The organism is Providencia sp. PROV189 (genome assembly GCF_028480065.1).
GTDB classification, from domain to species: Bacteria; Pseudomonadota; Gammaproteobacteria; order Enterobacterales; family Enterobacteriaceae; genus Providencia; species Providencia stuartii.
Genome location: NZ_JAMPOG010000002.1, coordinates 15,973 through 32,225 on the forward strand (window position 1 = coordinate 15,973; position 16,253 = coordinate 32,225).

Here is a 16,253-nt window from a genome sequence, read left to right on the forward strand (position 1 = left end):
GAGCACATGGATGTCCAGAGAGTAAAATTAAAATGCATAATGAATCACCGATAAAAAGACGTAAATCCACCCGAATTTATGTAGGTAACGTGCCTATTGGCGATGGTGCTCCCATTGCTGTCCAATCTATGACGAATACGCGCACGACGGATGTTGAAGCCACTGTGCGGCAAATCCAATCACTTGAGCGTGTAGGTGTTGATATCGTCCGCGTGTCTGTTCCTACGATGGATGCAGCAGAAGCCTTTAAATTAATTAAGCAGCGCGTGAATGTGCCATTGGTTGCGGATATTCACTTTGACTACCGTATCGCGATGAAAGTGGCTGAATATGGTGTTGACTGCCTACGAATTAACCCAGGTAATATCGGCAGTGAAGAGCGTATTCGCCAAGTCGTTGATAGTGCTCGTCATCACAACATTCCTATCCGTATAGGGGTCAATGGCGGGTCACTGGAAAAAGATATCCAAGAAAAATACGGTGAGCCAACACCTGAAGCATTGGTTGAATCAGCAATGCGACATGTTGATATCTTGGACAGGCTGAATTTCGATCAGTTCAAGGTCAGTGTTAAAGCGTCGGATGTCTTTCTTGCCGTCGGCTCTTATCGTTTATTGGCGCAAAAAATTGATCAACCACTTCACCTCGGTATTACAGAAGCGGGTGGGGCTCGTTCTGGTTCAGTGAAATCAGCAATTGGTCTTGGTATGTTGTTGGCTGAAGGTATCGGCGATACGTTACGTATCTCACTCGCGGCGGATCCTGTTGAGGAAGTGAAAGTCGGTTTTGATATTCTAAAATCGTTACGGATCCGCTCACGTGGCATCAACTTTATTGCTTGCCCAACCTGTTCACGCCAAGAATTTGATGTGATTGGTACGGTAAATGCTTTGGAGCAGCGCCTCGAAGACATTATCACGCCGATGGATGTCTCTATTATTGGTTGTGTAGTGAATGGCCCGGGTGAAGCCGAGGTTTCTACTTTAGGTGTGGCTGGCGCGAAAACCAAAAGTGGTTTCTATGAAGATGGCGTTCGCCAAAAAGAGCGTTTTGATAATGACAATATTATTGATCAGCTTGAGGCGAAAATTCGCGCAAAAGCAGCAATGCTTGATGAAAATAACCGTATAAAGATAAACCAAGTCGAAAAATAATTGTCAAACAACTGGCTCATTGAGGGCCAGTTTTTGTTTTTATGACTTTTTGACGGGGGTTCAGCGCATAGCTTGATGTAAAAATTAAACGGACAAACCCAAAAAGAGCAGAATATTCCCGATTGAAGCGGAATATTGTGGTTTGTCGATTGAACCCAATGACATTTCGCTTTTATAATCGAGTCTATTCGATTCCGAAAAAATAGAGACATAACGTGGCAAAAAATATCCAGGCCGTTCGTGGCATGAATGACTATCTGCCGGCAGACACTCGAGTCTGGCAGAAAATTGAAGCAGTACTTAAAAATATTTTGCAGGGTTACAGCTTTAGTGAAATCCGTACCCCGATTGTAGAGCACACCCCGCTATTTAGCAGAGCGATTGGTGAAGTGACCGATGTTGTCGAAAAAGAGATGTATACCTTTATCGACCGTCACGACACAGATAAAGCAGAGGTAAGTCTCACTTTACGCCCTGAAAATACTGCCGGTTGCGTCCGTGCAGGTATTGAGCATGGTTTGCTGTACAATCAGGAACAGCGCTTATGGTATCTAGGGCCCATGTTTCGTCATGAGCGCCCACAAAAAGGCCGCTATCGTCAATTTCACCAACTTGGCGCCGAAGTTTTCGGTCTTGCGGGGCCAGACATTGATGCTGAACTGATAATGATGACAGCACGCTGGTGGCGCGCATTAGGTATCAGCGAACATGTGACGTTAGAGTTAAACTCAATCGGCTCTTTAGACGCTCGTGCAAATTATCGTGAAGCATTAGTGGCCTTCCTTGAGCAGCATAAAGAAAAACTCGATGAAGATTGCAAACGCCGTATGTACACGAATCCATTGCGTGTACTTGATTCAAAAAATCAAGATGTACAGGCGTTATTAAATGATGCTCCTGAGTTGTTTGATTATTTAGATGATGAATCTCGTGAGCATTTTGATGGTTTATGCAAATTGTTAGATGCAGCGGGTATTCAGTATCGTGTTAATCAACGTTTAGTACGTGGTCTGGATTATTACAACCGCACCGTTTTTGAATGGGTGACAACAGCGCTAGGCTCGCAAGGTACAGTATGTGCTGGTGGACGTTATGATGGTTTAGTCGGTCAATTGGGCGGTAAACCAACCCCAGCTGTCGGTTTTGCTATGGGCATGGAACGTATGGTTCTATTAGTTGAAAGCCTAAATCCTGGCTTTATTGCTGATGAATCTGTCACGGATGTTTATTTAGCCTCATTTGGTGAAAATAGCCAAAAATCGGCGCTGTTATTAGCAGAGCAAGTACGTGATGCTCTACCAAACTTACGTGTGATGACCAACCATGGCGGCGGTAACTTTAAAAAGCAATTAGCGCGTGCAGATAAACAGGGCGCTAAAGTTGCGTTGATTTTAGGCGAAGAGGAAATCGCTAATCACCAAGTCGGGGTAAAAGATCTACGAACAGGTGAGCAAGAAACAGTATCGCAGCAGCAATTGGCACAGCGTTTAGCTGAACTGTTAGGTTAAGGAGAGGCACGTGGAAGTTTATACAAACGAAAATGAACAAGTTGATGCGATTAAACGCTTTTTTGCTAATAATGGCGTGGCATTGGTGGTCGGGCTTGTTTTAGGGGTTGGGGCTGTTTGGGGATGGAATTACTGGCAGTCACATAAAACAAATATGCTGCAAGAAAGCGCTCAACAGTTTGCAAAAGCGAGCGAAGAACTGCATTCAGGCTCTACTCAAGGTATTGAAGCTGCGCAAAAATTCGCTGCGGATACAACAGATGTATACAGCGCGATGATCGGACTAGAGTTGGCTCAAGTGGCTGTCGATAAAGGCGATTTAGCGTTGGCTGAAAAATCATTGTCTGCTGCTTTAACTAAAGCAAAAACCGATGATATGCTTGATTTAATTAATTTCCGCTTAGCAAGAGTGCAGCTTGCACAAGGGAATGCTGATGCAGCATTAGCTTCTGTTGGTAACATCAAAGGAAAGGCATGGCAGGCTGCTGCACAAGATGTTCGTGGAGATGCATTACTTCATAAAGGCGACAATGCAGGCGCAAAAGCTGCATATACTCAAGGGCTAGATAGTGAAGGCTCACAGACGCTTAAAGAACTTCTTACCCTTAAACTGAACAACGTATCTGTACTCTAAATTATTAGGGTCGTATCCAATCGGTAGGCCAATCCCCCCTTAGAGCGATAGACATACGCGATAGGGGGAAATCAATGGATATCAACAGGATACGGCTTGAAATTGGATGAGTATAATTTATAAGAAGAAAGGAAACGATTATTATGCAGTTGCGGAAAACACTTTTGATTGGCTTAGTCGCTTCAGCTTTACTTGCCGGTTGTTCCAGCGAAACTGATTCTATCGTTATGGCACCACTTCCTCAGGTTGAAAACCAATTTACTCCAACGATCGTTTGGGATAAATCAGTCGGTAATGGTGTAGAGCAGTTTTATTCTGATCTATCGCCAGTATGGGATGGTAGTGCTGTTTATGCTGCCGATCGTAAAGGAATAGTGAAAGCATTAGAACTGGAGAGCGGTAAAGAAATTTGGTCAGTAGACCTTTCTAAGCGCACAGGTTTTCTTTCTGCTAACTTATCCGCACTGCTTTCGGGTGGGTTAACGGTTTCGGGTAACCATATTTATATTGGTACTGAACGCGGAACAGTCATTGCATTGAATAAAGAAGATGGCTCGGTGGTATGGGATGTCGAAGTAGCGGGTGAAGCCCTCTCTCGCCCAGTAGCCAATGATGGCTTAGTTATTGTTCATACTAGTAATGGCATGTTGCAAGCACTTGATGAGAACAGTGGTGAAATCAAGTGGACAGTGAATATGGATACACCATCATTGTCTTTACGTGGTGAATCAGCGCCAAGTATTGCCTATGGTGCCGCTATTGTTGGTGGTGATAATGGCCGCGTTAGTGCTGTACTTTTATCCCAAGGTCAACTTATTTGGCAACAACGTATCTCTCAAGTGACTAGCTCTACAGAAATTGGTCGCTTAGATGATGTTGATATGACGCCAATTATTGATGATGGTACTATCTATGCAATTGCGTATAACGGTACACTCGCAGCACTTGATATGCGTTCAGGACAAATAAAATGGAAACGCGATCTCGGCTCTGTCAATAACATGGTGCTTTCAGGTGAAAACCTTTATCTGGTCGACCAAAATGATCGTGTATTGTCTGTGCGTAAGAGCGATGGCGTAACACTGTGGACACAAGAAGATCTGCTTAATCGTGGGTTAAGTGCACCAGAAATGTACAATGGCTACCTTGTGGTTGGTGATAAAGAAGGCTACCTCCATTGGTTAGACATGAGCACTGGTGGTTTTGTAGCACAAAACAAAATTAACAGTTCAGGTCTGCATAGCCGCCCAGTTGTTGCCAGTGATAAGCTAATGGTTCAGGCAAGAAACGGAACAGTTTATCTGTTAACTCGTTAATTTTCTGACAAGCTGTCAATTTCTCGCTAAAATCAACGGTTCCTAGTGGTAGGAACCGTTTCGTTTTTTGTTTTCTGGTTGGGTTTGTTTAAGAACCGGGATTCTTTTAGTTAATTAGAGTAGTGAGGCATCAAATAATGATACCCGTCGTAGCGCTGGTTGGGCGTCCAAACGTAGGAAAATCCACGTTATTTAATCGATTAACCCGTACCCGTGATGCACTGGTAGCGGATTTTCCTGGTCTGACTCGTGATCGCAAATATGGTCGTGCCGAAGTGGAAGGGCATGAGTTCATTATTATTGACACGGGTGGTATCGATGGTACTGAGGAAGGCGTCGAAACCCACATGGCAGCACAATCCTTACAAGCGATTGAAGAAGCTGATGTGGTTCTATTTATGGTCGATGCACGTGCAGGGTTAATGCCTGCTGATGAAGGTATCGCAAAACACCTGCGTAGCCGTAAGAAAAAAACATATCTGGTCGCCAATAAGACGGATGGTATTGATGCTGACAGTGTAATTGGAGACTTTTATTCACTTGGCTTAGGTGAAATCCACCCTATTGCAGCGTCACATGGTCGCGGTGTGACCCAGCTAATCGAAAAATCGCTAAAACCTTTCATTGAAATAGAAGAAGAAGTCGAGCTAACCGAGGAAGAAGAAAACGCGGCGTATTGGGCAGCGCAAGAGGCTGAAGCTGAGTTTGATGAAGAAGACGAGGAGTTTGATCCAACAACGTTACCAATTAAATTAGCGATCGTTGGGCGCCCAAATGTAGGTAAATCAACACTGACTAACCGTATCCTTGGAGAAGAGCGTGTTGTGGTGTTTGATATGCCAGGCACAACTCGTGACAGTATCTATATTCCAATGGAGCGTGACGGGCGTGAATACGTTTTAATTGATACAGCGGGTGTCCGTAAACGCGGTAAGATCACCGAGACGGTCGAAAAATTTTCGGTAATCAAAACGCTGCAAGCGATTGAAGATGCGAATGTGGTGTTGTTGGTCATTGATGCGCGGGAAGGTATTTCCGATCAAGACCTGTCACTACTTGGTTTTATTCTTAATGCTGGTCGTTCATTAGTGATTGCGGTTAATAAATGGGATGGAATGAAGCCTGAAGATCGTGAACATGTGAAAGACATGTTAGAGCTACGTCTCGGCTTTGTGGATTTTGCCCGTATTCACTTTATTTCAGCGCTGCATGGTAGTGGTGTAGGTAACCTGTTTGAATCCGTTGAAGAGGCCTATGAGTCTGCGACACGCCGTGTTGGTACTGCATTGTTAACACGTATTATGAAGATGGCGGAAGAGGAGCATCAACCTCCACTTATCCGTGGTCGTCGTGTGAAAATGAAATATGCGCATGCGGGGGGTCATAATCCGCCAATTGTTGTTATTCATGGTAATCAAGTTTCTGATTTGCCTGATAGCTATAAACGTTACCTGATGAATTATTTTCGCCGTTCATTGCAAGTGATGGGTACACCAATTCGTATTCAATTCAAAGAAGGTGAAAACCCTTATGCGAATAAGAAAAATCAGCTAACAGCAACTCAATTGCGTAAACGTAAGCGTTTAATGCAACATTTGAAAAAACGCTAAGCGAAGAAGTCGCACGTCAACGTGAAGCTTCTGAAAAAGCCGTAACAAATTATTCTGTTACGGCTTTTTAATAACTATCCGTTATTATTTAAAGTGAGCTAGGTTCAACCGTTTGGCTCCCTATCTATGCAGATTACAGAGGGTAACCATGCAAATTAAATCTTCGACACGTCTTAATAAGTACATTAGCGAGAGTGGAATTTGTTCAAGGCGTGATGCGGATCGTTATATCGAGCAAGGAAATGTCTTTATTAATGGCAAACGTGCGGCTATCGGCGATCAAGTTTTTAGTGGTGACGTTGTCAAAGTAAATGGACAACTTATTGAACCTAGGAATGAAGAAGACTTAGTGTTAATTGCGCTGAATAAGCCAGTTGGTATTGTGAGTACGACGGAAAGTGGGGAAAGAGATAATATCGTTGATTATGTTAATCACAGTAAACGTGTTTTCCCTATTGGTCGCTTAGATAAAGATTCTCAAGGGCTAATTTTTCTCACAAACCATGGCGATTTAGTGAATAAGATCTTGCGTGCGGGTAATGAGCATGAAAAAGAGTATTTAGTCACGGTTAACAAGCCTATTACTGATGATTTTATTCGTGGTATGGGAGCTGGCGTACCTATCCTAGGCACGGTAACTAAAAAGTGTAAAGTAAAGAAAGAAGCTCCTTTTGTATTTCGGATCACGTTAGTTCAAGGGTTAAATCGTCAGATTCGTCGCATGTGCGAATATTTTGGTTTTGAGGTCACTAAGTTAGAACGCGTGCGTATTATGAACGTGAATCTTTCTGGGATCCCATTAGGTGAATGGCGTGACTTAACAGATGATGAGCTAATTAAGCTATTTGAGATGATTGAAAAATCAGAATCAGAGGCTAAGCCGAAAAAGTCTGCTAAACCGAAAACATCAACGGCAGGGAAAACGGGTAGCAAGCCAAATGCAGGTAGCAAGCCTAAAGGAATGGCTGATACTGCGTCTCGTAAACGTTTCACTCAACCAGGCCGTAAAAAGAAAAGACGCTAACCTTATGTTTTAAAATGTCAGCCGTATTTTATGGCTGACAAGCTCTGTCTGTTAGTGACAGGGCATTTTATTTGCAAACTTAAACGTAGATACCGACATTTTCCCAGCTTTTGCGAGTAAGATTAACGACATGATGGTCAAATTTTTCTGTCGCTGTTCTAATGGTTGCTTTGGCGAAATCGTCAAATGTTGCTCGCGTGCTAAGTGTCTTATCAAACATAGTGCGGATCCAAATCTGTCCCGCTACCTCCCATGAGTAACCACCTAACGTTGTCGCCAGCAGGTAAAATGCTTTATTAGGTATACCTGAATTAATATGCACACCACCATTGTCTTGGAAAATAGACAGATTTTTGTAATCTCTCATATGACCGACTTGTGGGTCTCTGTTTGTTTCCGAAAGGCGATAGGCGGTTCCCGGTGCGGCCATAGAACGTAAAGCAGGAGCTTTGGCTTTATTGATAAAAAGGTTTTCACCGAGCAGCCAATTGGACTCAGCTGCTGTTTCATTTGCTACATACTGTTTAACCATAATACCGACAACATCGGCAACGGATTCATTCAAGGCACCTGACTGGAAAATATAATCAAAATCAGTCGTAAAGGTAATAAATCCATGGGTTAATTCGTGTGCAATAATATCAATATCATTATAAAACGGGCCAAAATAGATACTATCACCATCACCGAAATAGATAGCTTGTGAATTCCAGAATGCGTTTGGATAATTTTTGTCGAAATGAACTACCGCATTGATTTGCGAATCACAACCAAAGATCTTATCAATGTTGAGCTTCTCTTTATAAAACTGCCTAACATAGCCAATAGAATCATAAACAATCTGTACGGGTGTGTATGATTGTGCAGGATCACCTTCTTTCATAACAATAAGATAGTCTTCATGGGGCATATGAAGTTCATCAGGACTCGGATAGGTAGGCTCCAGTGAAAGGTCAGAACGAGAGCAGATAGGTAGGTTAGAATGGGTATGGTTAGGTAAAAATGCTTTTTCCTGTGCATCGCGGATGATGCGTTCGTAGTTTGTACCTGGGCGGGCTGAACAAGTAAATAACTGTTTTAGGTGTTCTTTATCTTCCGTCGAATAGCCTCTGCTCATTAATTCATTGATATGAAGTAGTGTGGATTTAAGCTTTTGGCATTGAGATTCTTTATATAAGTGATCAACAAGGTATGGGGGAAGATAGGAACGACCAAGAATATGATTCATAAATAGACTCCATTTTGTGGGTGGAAATGGAATCATAAGCTACAAGGTGATGAGTGTAACTGGTTGATAATTAATTATATTTGATAATTTTTGCTATTTTTTGTTACTAAAGCCGCCAAGTGCTTTGGCGACTTTATAAAAAATGATTTTTACACTTATTTCGCCAGCCAATCTTTTTTAGAGACTAAAAAGTCACTATACAGCTTGGCTTCGGGGGTATTGGGCTCAGGGTGATAGTCATATTCCCAACGGACTAAAGGAGGCATTGACATTAAAATGGATTCTGTACGTCCTCCACTTTGTAAACCAAATAGTGTACCGCGATCCCACACGAGGTTGAATTCAACATAACGACCACGTCGATACAGTTGAAATTGACGCTCTCTTTCTCCCCACTGATGGTGGCGACGTTTTTCTACGATAGGTACATAGGCATCTAAAAAACCATGACCAACAGCTTGTGTGAAGTCGAAACAAGTCTCGAAATCAGGTTGGTTTAGGTCATCATAAAATAGCCCACTAACGCCTCGTGGCTCATTGCGATGTTTCAAAAAGAAATAGTCATCACACCACGCTTTATATTTGCGGTAAGTTTCTGAACCAAAAGGTGCGCAGAGGTCGTGTGCAATGGTGTGCCAGTGGATCACATCGTCTTCAAAACCATAGTAAGGGGTTAAATCGAAACCACCACCAAACCACCAAACGGGATCTTGACCCTCTTTTTCTGCAATAAAAAAACGGACATTTGCATGAGTGGTTGGAATATAGGGATTCAGAGGGTGGATCACCAAAGAGACTCCCATAGCTTGATAGCTACGACCTGCTAATTCAGGGCGGTGAGCGGTTGCTGAACTCGGGAGTTTTGTTCCTTGAATATGGGAAAAGTTAACGCCTGCCTGTTCAAAAATAGCACCTTGAGTTAACACACGGCTGCGGCCTCCGCCACCTTCTGCGCGTTCCCATGTTTGTTCTAGGAAGGTTTCCTTACCATCCAGTTCAGTAATTTTTTGGCAAATGGTTTCTTGTAGTTCAAGCAAAAATGTTTTTACTTGAAAAATATCAGGGTAATTCATTGTTTTCCAATAGAACGGTTGGTAAAAAAAAGTGAGTAAAGTATACCCTTTTGAGTTAAAAAAGGCATATTGAATATTGATTGTGCGCAAAAAGCGGTGATAATGGCAGAAAACTCAGTTAAAACGGGTCATGAACATGGAAATACGCATCTTTCGCCAAAGCGATTTTGAAGAAGTCATCACATTGTGGGAACGCTGTGATTTAAATGAGTTTGGGGATGATCCTGAACTTGATATTGAACGAAAACTCCAGTGTGGTGCAGATCTTTTTCTTGTTGCGGAAGTGACAGGTGAGGTTGTTGGCACTGTGATGGGAGGATATGACGGAATAAGAGGAACGGCATGCTATCTTGCGGTTCATCCAGAGTTTCGTGGCCGAGGTATTGCCAATGCTCTGATTAGTCGCTTAGAGAAAAAATTGCGAGCAAGAGGGTGCGGCAGAATTGAGTTCCTTGTGAATGAGGAGTCTGACGCTGCTATCTGTATGTTCGAAAAAATGTTATATGAAGAAGAGCAGCCAGCAAGGCTTATCTATACAAAAACACTGGATCGTGATTTGGATTTTTAATGCTGTTGTGTGTTTATTTCGTTATAAACTGGAATGTTTTCAGAAAAAGGTTGTCACAGTAAGCAGTCAGTCAGCCAATAAATAGAGGATGTTATGCCCAAAAGTGTAATTGTGAAGCTTTCTCAGATAGTCGCGCTAAGTGGTGTGTTTTTGCTATCGGGTTGTGCAGGCTCAGGGGGGTTTTGGTCTTCACTTTCACCAATGAACTGGTTTAGTAGCCCTATTACTGCGAAGGCAGCGGGTGTGGGGGAGATCACTGGGTTCACACCAATGCAAGCTGACATCATCAAGGAGCGATTAGATAACCGTTACACGATACGAAGTGGGATGCAAACTGAGCAAGGTGAAATTGTGACCGTGTTTCAAGGTATCGATGATGAGACGGTTAAAATTGAAGTGATCGGCCCTGAAAAAGGTTATGTTTCACGTATTATTGTGGATGACCCTGACATTAAAACTGAATGGGGAACGAAAATTGGTTCATCATTTAGCGGTATTTATGAAAAAGCTTTTGGCGCATGTAAAATGGCTGAGCCAATTAATAATCAACCGACTGTTGAATGTGTAGCCCCGCAAACATCCCATATCATTTATCGATTTAATGGTAAATGGCAAGGGCCAGAAGGTTTAATGCCACCGGATGATGAATTAAAGAGCTGGACGGTATCACAAATTATTTGGAAAAAATAATGGTGAGTTAGCGTGATGATAGAGAGCTATTGGTCGATAGCTTGGATTATGTTCTAAACATTTAATTGATATAACAACGTGTTTTATTAAGGTAAAATACGTTGTTATTCCCTCCTAATATACGATCCCCTCTTAACCCACTTATCTTATTAAGAATAAATTGTGCATTTTTCTAAATGTTAGCCAATATTTGCGTTAAAACAGGTGAAAATCGTCATCGATGAGATACTATATCGCTAGACATAAATAATAAATTATTTAAAAGAGGTTGATTAGCATGTCTCATTCTCAGAGCGGTATTTTGAAAGATCATAGCCGTTTCGGTATTTTCATTGAAGCAATGGTGCAAGGGTCTCTGGCTGATATAAAAACAGGTTGTCAGCGTTTTGTTGAAACACTGACTCAATTACAAGAGCAGTATCCAACAGATAGATTAGGGGCTGTAGTGGCCTTCGGCTCTGATATCTGGAAACAGCTATCAACACCGGAAAGCGCGCCTGAGTTAAAACCATTTCATCCATTAGGTAAAGGGTTAGCGCCAGCAACACAGCGTGATATTTTTATTCATATCCAATCTCAACGCCATGATATTAACTTTTCATTGGCACAGGCGGCACTAAAAGCATTCGGCTCAGCAATTAAAGTCGAAGAAGAGATCCACGGCTTCCGTTGGGTTGAGGAGCGCGACTTAAGTGGCTTTATTGATGGAACCGAAAACCCACAAGGTGAAGAAATTGCTGAAGTTGCATTAATTGCTGATGGCATTGATATGGGAGGCAGTTATATTCTTGTTCAGCGTTATGAGCACAGCCTCAATAAATGGGACCGTTTCTCTGAACAAGAACAAGAGAAAATGATTGGTCGCACCAAAAAAGACAGTGTGGAGCTGGATGAAAGCGAACGTAATGTGACTTCACACGTTTCTCGCGTGGTGGTTGAAGAAGATGGGGAAGAGCTGTCGATTATGCGTCATAGCTTGCCATATGGTACGGCAAGCGGCAAACATGGTTTATTCTTCGTTGCGTATTGCGCGCGCCTCCATAATATTGAACAGCAGCTTTTGAGTATGTTTGGTGAAAAAGATGGTAAATATGATGACCTGTTACGCATGACCAAAGCAGTATCAGGAAGCTACTATTTTGCTCCTTCAATTGACACTTTATTGTCGTTATAAATTATTCTTATTGCCGCCATCTGGCGGCAATTTACTTTTGCGTCAATATCCTACTTTTCCCTTCTATTGCTTAGCGCCTTCATGAAGGCCTTTCACGCAGTCAACTTTATGATAACTAATATAATTTATTTGCTTATTGCCATAATTTCTTGAATATACCAATTTGATATATTAAAAGGCAATTGATAGCTACACAGTTATAAACAAAGCAGATAAAGTAACCTCATTAGCGTAGTTTTGGTTTAGTCATAAGTAGGTGCCTAATGCAAAAAGCGATTTTAAAGAAAACAGCCTTAGCGAGTCTCGCAACATTTTCATTGATGGGGAGCGCGCCGTTGGTAGCGGCTGAACTGCTCAATAGCTCTTATGATATCGCCCGAGAGCTATTTGTTGCACTAAACCCTGAATTTGAAAAGCAGTGGAATGAACAGCACCCTGATGACAAATTAACGATCAAGCAATCACATGCTGGCTCATCGAAACAAGCCTTAGCTATTTTGCAAGGTTTAAAGGCTGATGTGGTGACTTATAACCAAGTGACAGATGTACAAATCTTGCATGATAAAGGCAAGTTGATCCCTGAAAATTGGCAAGCAAGATTACCGAATAATAGCTCACCTTATTACTCTACGATGGCGTTTTTAGTGCGTAAAGGTAATCCAAAGGGCATTAAAACGTGGGATGATTTAGCGCGTGAAGACGTGAAGCTGATTTTTCCAAATCCAAAAACATCGGGTAATGGTCGTTACACTTATTTAGCGGCATGGGGAGCCTATGCGCAAGAAAATAAAGGTGATGAAAAGAAAACCCGCGAGCAGATGAAGCAGTTTTTGAAAAATGTAGAAGTGTTCGATACAGGGGGGCGTGGTGCCACAACTTCCTTTATTGAAAGAGGCCTTGGGGATGTATTGATTAGCTTTGAATCAGAAGTGAACAATATTCGTCAGCAGTATGGTGAAACGGACTATGAAGTTATCGTTCCTCCTGTCGATATTCTGGCGGAGTTCCCAGTTGCTTGGGTTGACAAAAACGTTCAGAAAAATGGTACGGAAGAGGTGGCGAAAGCCTATCTTAATTACCTATATAGTCCAAAAGCTCAAGAAATTATCACTAAATTTAACTATCGGGTGAACGATCAGGCAGTCATGGCGGCAAATAAAGATAAGTTCCCTGAAACCCGCTTATTTACGGTCGAATCACAGTTTAAGAGTTGGCCTGCGGTGATGGAGACCCATTTTGCGACGAACGGAGAGTTTGACAAATTGATGGCAGAAGGGCGCCGTTAATGCGTAAGTCAGGGAAACGCTTTTTGCCAGGATTTGGCCTCACACTAGGTAGCAGCCTATTTTATACCTGTTTGATCCTGCTGCTACCTTTGAGTGCGTTAGTCGTTCAGTTATCTGAAATGACGTGGCAACAATATTGGGATGTGATCAGCTATCCGCAAGTCGTTGCCGCTTATAAAGTCACCTTACTGGCTGCACTGGTTGCGAGTTTATTTAATGCGGTTTTTGGCATGCTGCTCGCTTGGATTTTGACTCGGTATCGTTTTCCTGGCCGCACTTTTTTAGACGGTCTTGTTGACTTGCCTTTCGCCTTACCTACCGCGGTGGCAGGTTTAACATTAGCTACGTTATTTGCAGCGTCTGGCTGGTACGGGCAGTTTCTGCATCACTTTGATATTAAAGTAGTAAATACTTGGCTCGGCATTGCTGTCGCAATGGCTTTTACCAGTATTCCGTTCGTTGTACGAACGGTACAGCCTGTGTTAGAAGAGCTTGGGCCTGAATATGAAGAGGCGGCACAAACATTGGGTGCAAGCCGTTGGCAAACATTTCGACGGGTGGTATTGCCTGAAGTTTCTCCCGCATTAATTGCAGGAACAGTATTGTCTTTTACCCGAAGTTTGGGGGAGTTTGGTGCCATTATCTTTATTGCAGGAAATATTGCTTGGCAAACTGAAGTCGTATCTTTGATGATTTTTAGTCAGTTACAACAGTTTGATTACCCAGCAGCGAGTGCGATTGCTTCTGTTATTTTAGCGGTTTCATTATTACTGCTATTTAGCGTCAATGTCGTACAAAGCCGCTTTGGCAAAAGGTTGGGAGGAAAGTAATGGCTCAGGTTACACCTGTCACGGGGGCTTCTCGTCAACCGATTAATTGGGCTAAATGGTCTTTGATTATCACAGGCATATTGTTTTCAGTCATGTTGCTGGTGGTGCCAATTATTTGGATATTTTTGACCGCTTTTTCCAAAGGTATTGATGCGGTTTTAATGAATTTGAATGACGCGGACATGTTGCATGCTATTGGACTGACGGTCCTTATTGCACTGATAACGGTGCCTGTCAACTTGATCTTTGGCACCATGCTCGCGTGGTTAGTTACTCGATTTCAGTTTCCTGGTAGGCAACTGTTATTAACCCTAGTCGATATTCCTTTTGCGGTATCGCCAGTGGTCGCGGGGTTACTTTATCTACTGTTTTATGGCTCCAACAGTTGGTTTGGGGGCTGGCTAGAAAGTTATGATATCCAATTAATGTTCTCGTGGCCCGGTATGGCATTAGTGACCATTTTTGTGACCTGTCCTTTTGTAGTTAGGGAATTAGTTCCACTGATGTTAAGCCAAGGTAGTCACGAAGATGAAGCGGCAGTATTACTGGGCGCTTCAGGTTGGAAAATGTTTTGGAGAGTTACCTTACCAAATATCCGTTGGGCACTATTGTATGGTGTTGTTCTGACTAATGCTCGAGCAATAGGTGAATTTGGTGCCGTGTCCGTTGTTTCTGGTGCCATACGCGGGGAAACCTATACGCTACCGTTACAAGTAGAATTATTGCATCAAGACTATAACACCGTAGGCGCATTTACTGCTGCTGCGATCCTAGCTGTAATGGCGATTATCACTTTAATTATTAAAAGTGCATTGCAATGGCATTTGAGCCGGCAGCAATCCGAATCAGGAGTTCATTTACCATGAGTATTCAAATTGAAAAAATTGGGAAATTGTTTGGTAGGACGCAAGTGTTGAAAGATATTTCATTAGATATTGCATCTGGTGAAATGGTGGCACTGCTCGGTCCATCCGGTTCAGGTAAGACGACACTGTTACGGATTATTGCAGGGTTAGAACAGCATAGCCATGGCTTACTACGCTTCCATGGTCAAGATGTTAGCCGTATTCATGCTAAAGATAGGTATGTTGGCTTTGTATTTCAACATTATGCCCTGTTTCGTCATATGACGGTGTTTGACAATGTCGCGTTTGGTCTCACCGTTATGCCAAGAAAACAACGCCCATCATCGCAAGCTATCAAGCAGAAAGTCATGCAATTACTTGATATGGTTCAGTTGGCGCATTTAGCCTCTCGTTATCCTTCTCAGCTTTCAGGAGGGCAAAAACAGCGTGTTGCGCTGGCCCGTGCCTTGGCTGTAGAGCCACAAATTTTATTGCTAGATGAGCCTTTCGGTGCGTTGGATGCTCAGGTACGTATTGAATTGCGCCGCTGGTTACGTCAATTACATGATGAATTGAAGTTTACCAGTGTATTTGTCACCCATGATCAGGAAGAGGCCATGGAGGTTGCCGATAGGATAGTGGTGATGAGTCAGGGGCATATTGAGCAAGTTGGCACTCCTGATGATATCTGGCAACGTCCTGAAACGCGTTTTGTGTTGGAGTTTATGGGGGAAGTGAATCAACTCCATGGGCAAATTAAAGGTTCTCAGTTACATATTGATGGTTATGAATTCCCTCTACATCATGCAAGTGCCCAACAAGGCGAGGTGGATGTGTTTTTACGTCCATGGGATATAACATTGAAGAAAGACGTTGATGAACAACACCGATTACCGGTTCGTGTGATTGAATCAGGGCCGAGAGGGCATTTCTGGCAGTTAACGGTACAGCCTATAGGTTGGGGGCATGAACCTCTCTCTGTAGTTTGGCAATCTTCTCATGCAACGCCTGTGCGTGGTGAGCACTATTTCCTTGGTAGTCAACAGGCTAAAATTTACCAAGGTGAAAATGAGCTCTTATTTCCCCAGTTAGCTAAAAGTGCCTAACCATTCCTAATATTGCGTTGATGTTGTTATTTCATCAACGCAATATCCCTCGATATTAAAACGCAATTTATGCCTGCCTGACCATTTTTGAGCTGACCAATGGCATTTTTTTGAGACTATTTTCAGTCAAATTCCCTGTAAACATATCATATATCGATATTAGTAATAACATCGACCAGAATTATTAATTACTGATATATAAGTGAA

At 42.6% G+C, this 16,253-nt stretch carries 15 protein-coding genes; 13 read left to right on the forward strand and 2 right to left on the reverse strand.

Annotated elements, in window-relative coordinates; all coding sequences use genetic code 11:
• Window positions 1-32 precede the first annotated feature (32 nt).
• The 6 genes from ispG (at window position 33) to rluF (ending at window position 7,246) form a co-directional block, all read left to right on the forward strand.
• Window positions 33-1,154, forward strand: coding sequence for a flavodoxin-dependent (E)-4-hydroxy-3-methylbut-2-enyl-diphosphate synthase (ispG, locus tag PR833_RS00450; RefSeq protein WP_004921354.1), 1,122 nt, complete (start codon window positions 33-35; stop codon window positions 1,152-1,154).
• A 215-nt stretch (window positions 1,155-1,369) separates the two neighbouring features.
• A complete protein-coding gene (gene hisS, locus PR833_RS00455; RefSeq protein WP_014656316.1) occupies window positions 1,370-2,662 on the forward strand; it encodes a histidine--tRNA ligase in 1,293 nt (430 codons plus the stop codon).
• A 10-nt stretch (window positions 2,663-2,672) separates the two neighbouring features.
• Window positions 2,673-3,296: a YfgM family protein gene (locus tag PR833_RS00460; protein ID WP_004921349.1), complete on the forward strand. Its 624-nt coding sequence runs from the start codon at window positions 2,673-2,675 to the stop codon at window positions 3,294-3,296.
• Window positions 3,297-3,439: 143 nt separating this feature from the next.
• Window positions 3,440-4,612, forward strand: a complete 1,173-nt coding sequence (gene bamB / locus PR833_RS00465; RefSeq protein ID WP_004921347.1) for an outer membrane protein assembly factor BamB — start codon at window positions 3,440-3,442, stop codon at window positions 4,610-4,612.
• A 137-nt stretch (window positions 4,613-4,749) separates the two neighbouring features.
• Window positions 4,750-6,222: a ribosome biogenesis GTPase Der gene (der, locus tag PR833_RS00470; protein ID WP_004921345.1), complete on the forward strand. Its 1,473-nt coding sequence runs from the start codon at window positions 4,750-4,752 to the stop codon at window positions 6,220-6,222.
• Between the two features lie 148 nt (window positions 6,223-6,370).
• Window positions 6,371-7,246 carry a 23S rRNA pseudouridine(2604) synthase RluF gene (rluF, locus tag PR833_RS00475; protein ID WP_004921343.1) on the forward strand — a complete coding sequence of 292 codons (876 nt, stop codon included), beginning with the start codon at window positions 6,371-6,373 and terminating at the stop codon, window positions 7,244-7,246.
• Between the two features lie 79 nt (window positions 7,247-7,325).
• On the opposite strand, the gene PR833_RS00480 is transcribed toward rluF, so the two are convergent.
• Both PR833_RS00480 and hemF read right to left on the reverse strand, forming a co-directional pair.
• Complete coding sequence (locus PR833_RS00480) at window positions 7,326-8,474, reverse strand: M4 family metallopeptidase (RefSeq protein WP_171830971.1); 1,149 nt, start codon at window positions 8,472-8,474, stop codon at window positions 7,326-7,328.
• 155 nt (window positions 8,475-8,629) lie between these two features.
• Window positions 8,630-9,547, reverse strand: a complete 918-nt coding sequence (gene hemF / locus PR833_RS00485) for an oxygen-dependent coproporphyrinogen oxidase (protein WP_272525803.1) — start codon at window positions 9,545-9,547, stop codon at window positions 8,630-8,632.
• Between the two features lie 136 nt (window positions 9,548-9,683).
• Here hemF and PR833_RS00490 point away from each other — a divergent pair, with 136 nt between their 5' ends.
• The 7 genes from PR833_RS00490 (at window position 9,684) to cysA (ending at window position 16,046) form a co-directional block, all read left to right on the forward strand.
• Complete coding sequence (locus PR833_RS00490; RefSeq protein ID WP_014656314.1) at window positions 9,684-10,115, forward strand: GNAT family acetyltransferase; 432 nt, start codon at window positions 9,684-9,686, stop codon at window positions 10,113-10,115.
• A 93-nt stretch (window positions 10,116-10,208) separates the two neighbouring features.
• Window positions 10,209-10,805, forward strand: coding sequence for an RpoE-regulated lipoprotein (locus PR833_RS00495; RefSeq protein WP_004921336.1), 597 nt, complete (start codon window positions 10,209-10,211; stop codon window positions 10,803-10,805).
• Window positions 10,806-11,082: 277 nt separating this feature from the next.
• Window positions 11,083-11,979, forward strand: coding sequence for a Dyp-type peroxidase (locus PR833_RS00500; protein WP_036940983.1), 897 nt, complete (start codon window positions 11,083-11,085; stop codon window positions 11,977-11,979).
• 263 nt (window positions 11,980-12,242) lie between these two features.
• On the forward strand, window positions 12,243-13,265 hold the full coding sequence (locus PR833_RS00505; RefSeq protein ID WP_004921332.1) for a sulfate ABC transporter substrate-binding protein: 1,023 nt from the start codon (window positions 12,243-12,245) through the stop codon (window positions 13,263-13,265).
• Window positions 13,265-14,095, forward strand: coding sequence for a sulfate/thiosulfate ABC transporter permease CysT (cysT, locus tag PR833_RS00510; protein WP_004921329.1), 831 nt, complete (start codon window positions 13,265-13,267; stop codon window positions 14,093-14,095). Before PR833_RS00505 ends, cysT begins: the two co-directional genes overlap by 1 nt.
• A complete protein-coding gene (gene cysW, locus PR833_RS00515) occupies window positions 14,095-14,961 on the forward strand; it encodes a sulfate/thiosulfate ABC transporter permease CysW (protein ID WP_004921327.1) in 867 nt (288 codons plus the stop codon). The genes cysT and cysW overlap by 1 nt, the downstream gene beginning before the upstream one ends.
• Window positions 14,958-16,046 (forward strand): sulfate/thiosulfate ABC transporter ATP-binding protein CysA, encoded by a 1,089-nt coding sequence (cysA, locus tag PR833_RS00520; RefSeq protein WP_272525804.1) that lies wholly within the window; start codon window positions 14,958-14,960, stop codon window positions 16,044-16,046. Before cysW ends, cysA begins: the two co-directional genes overlap by 4 nt.
• Window positions 16,047-16,253 lie beyond the last annotated feature (207 nt).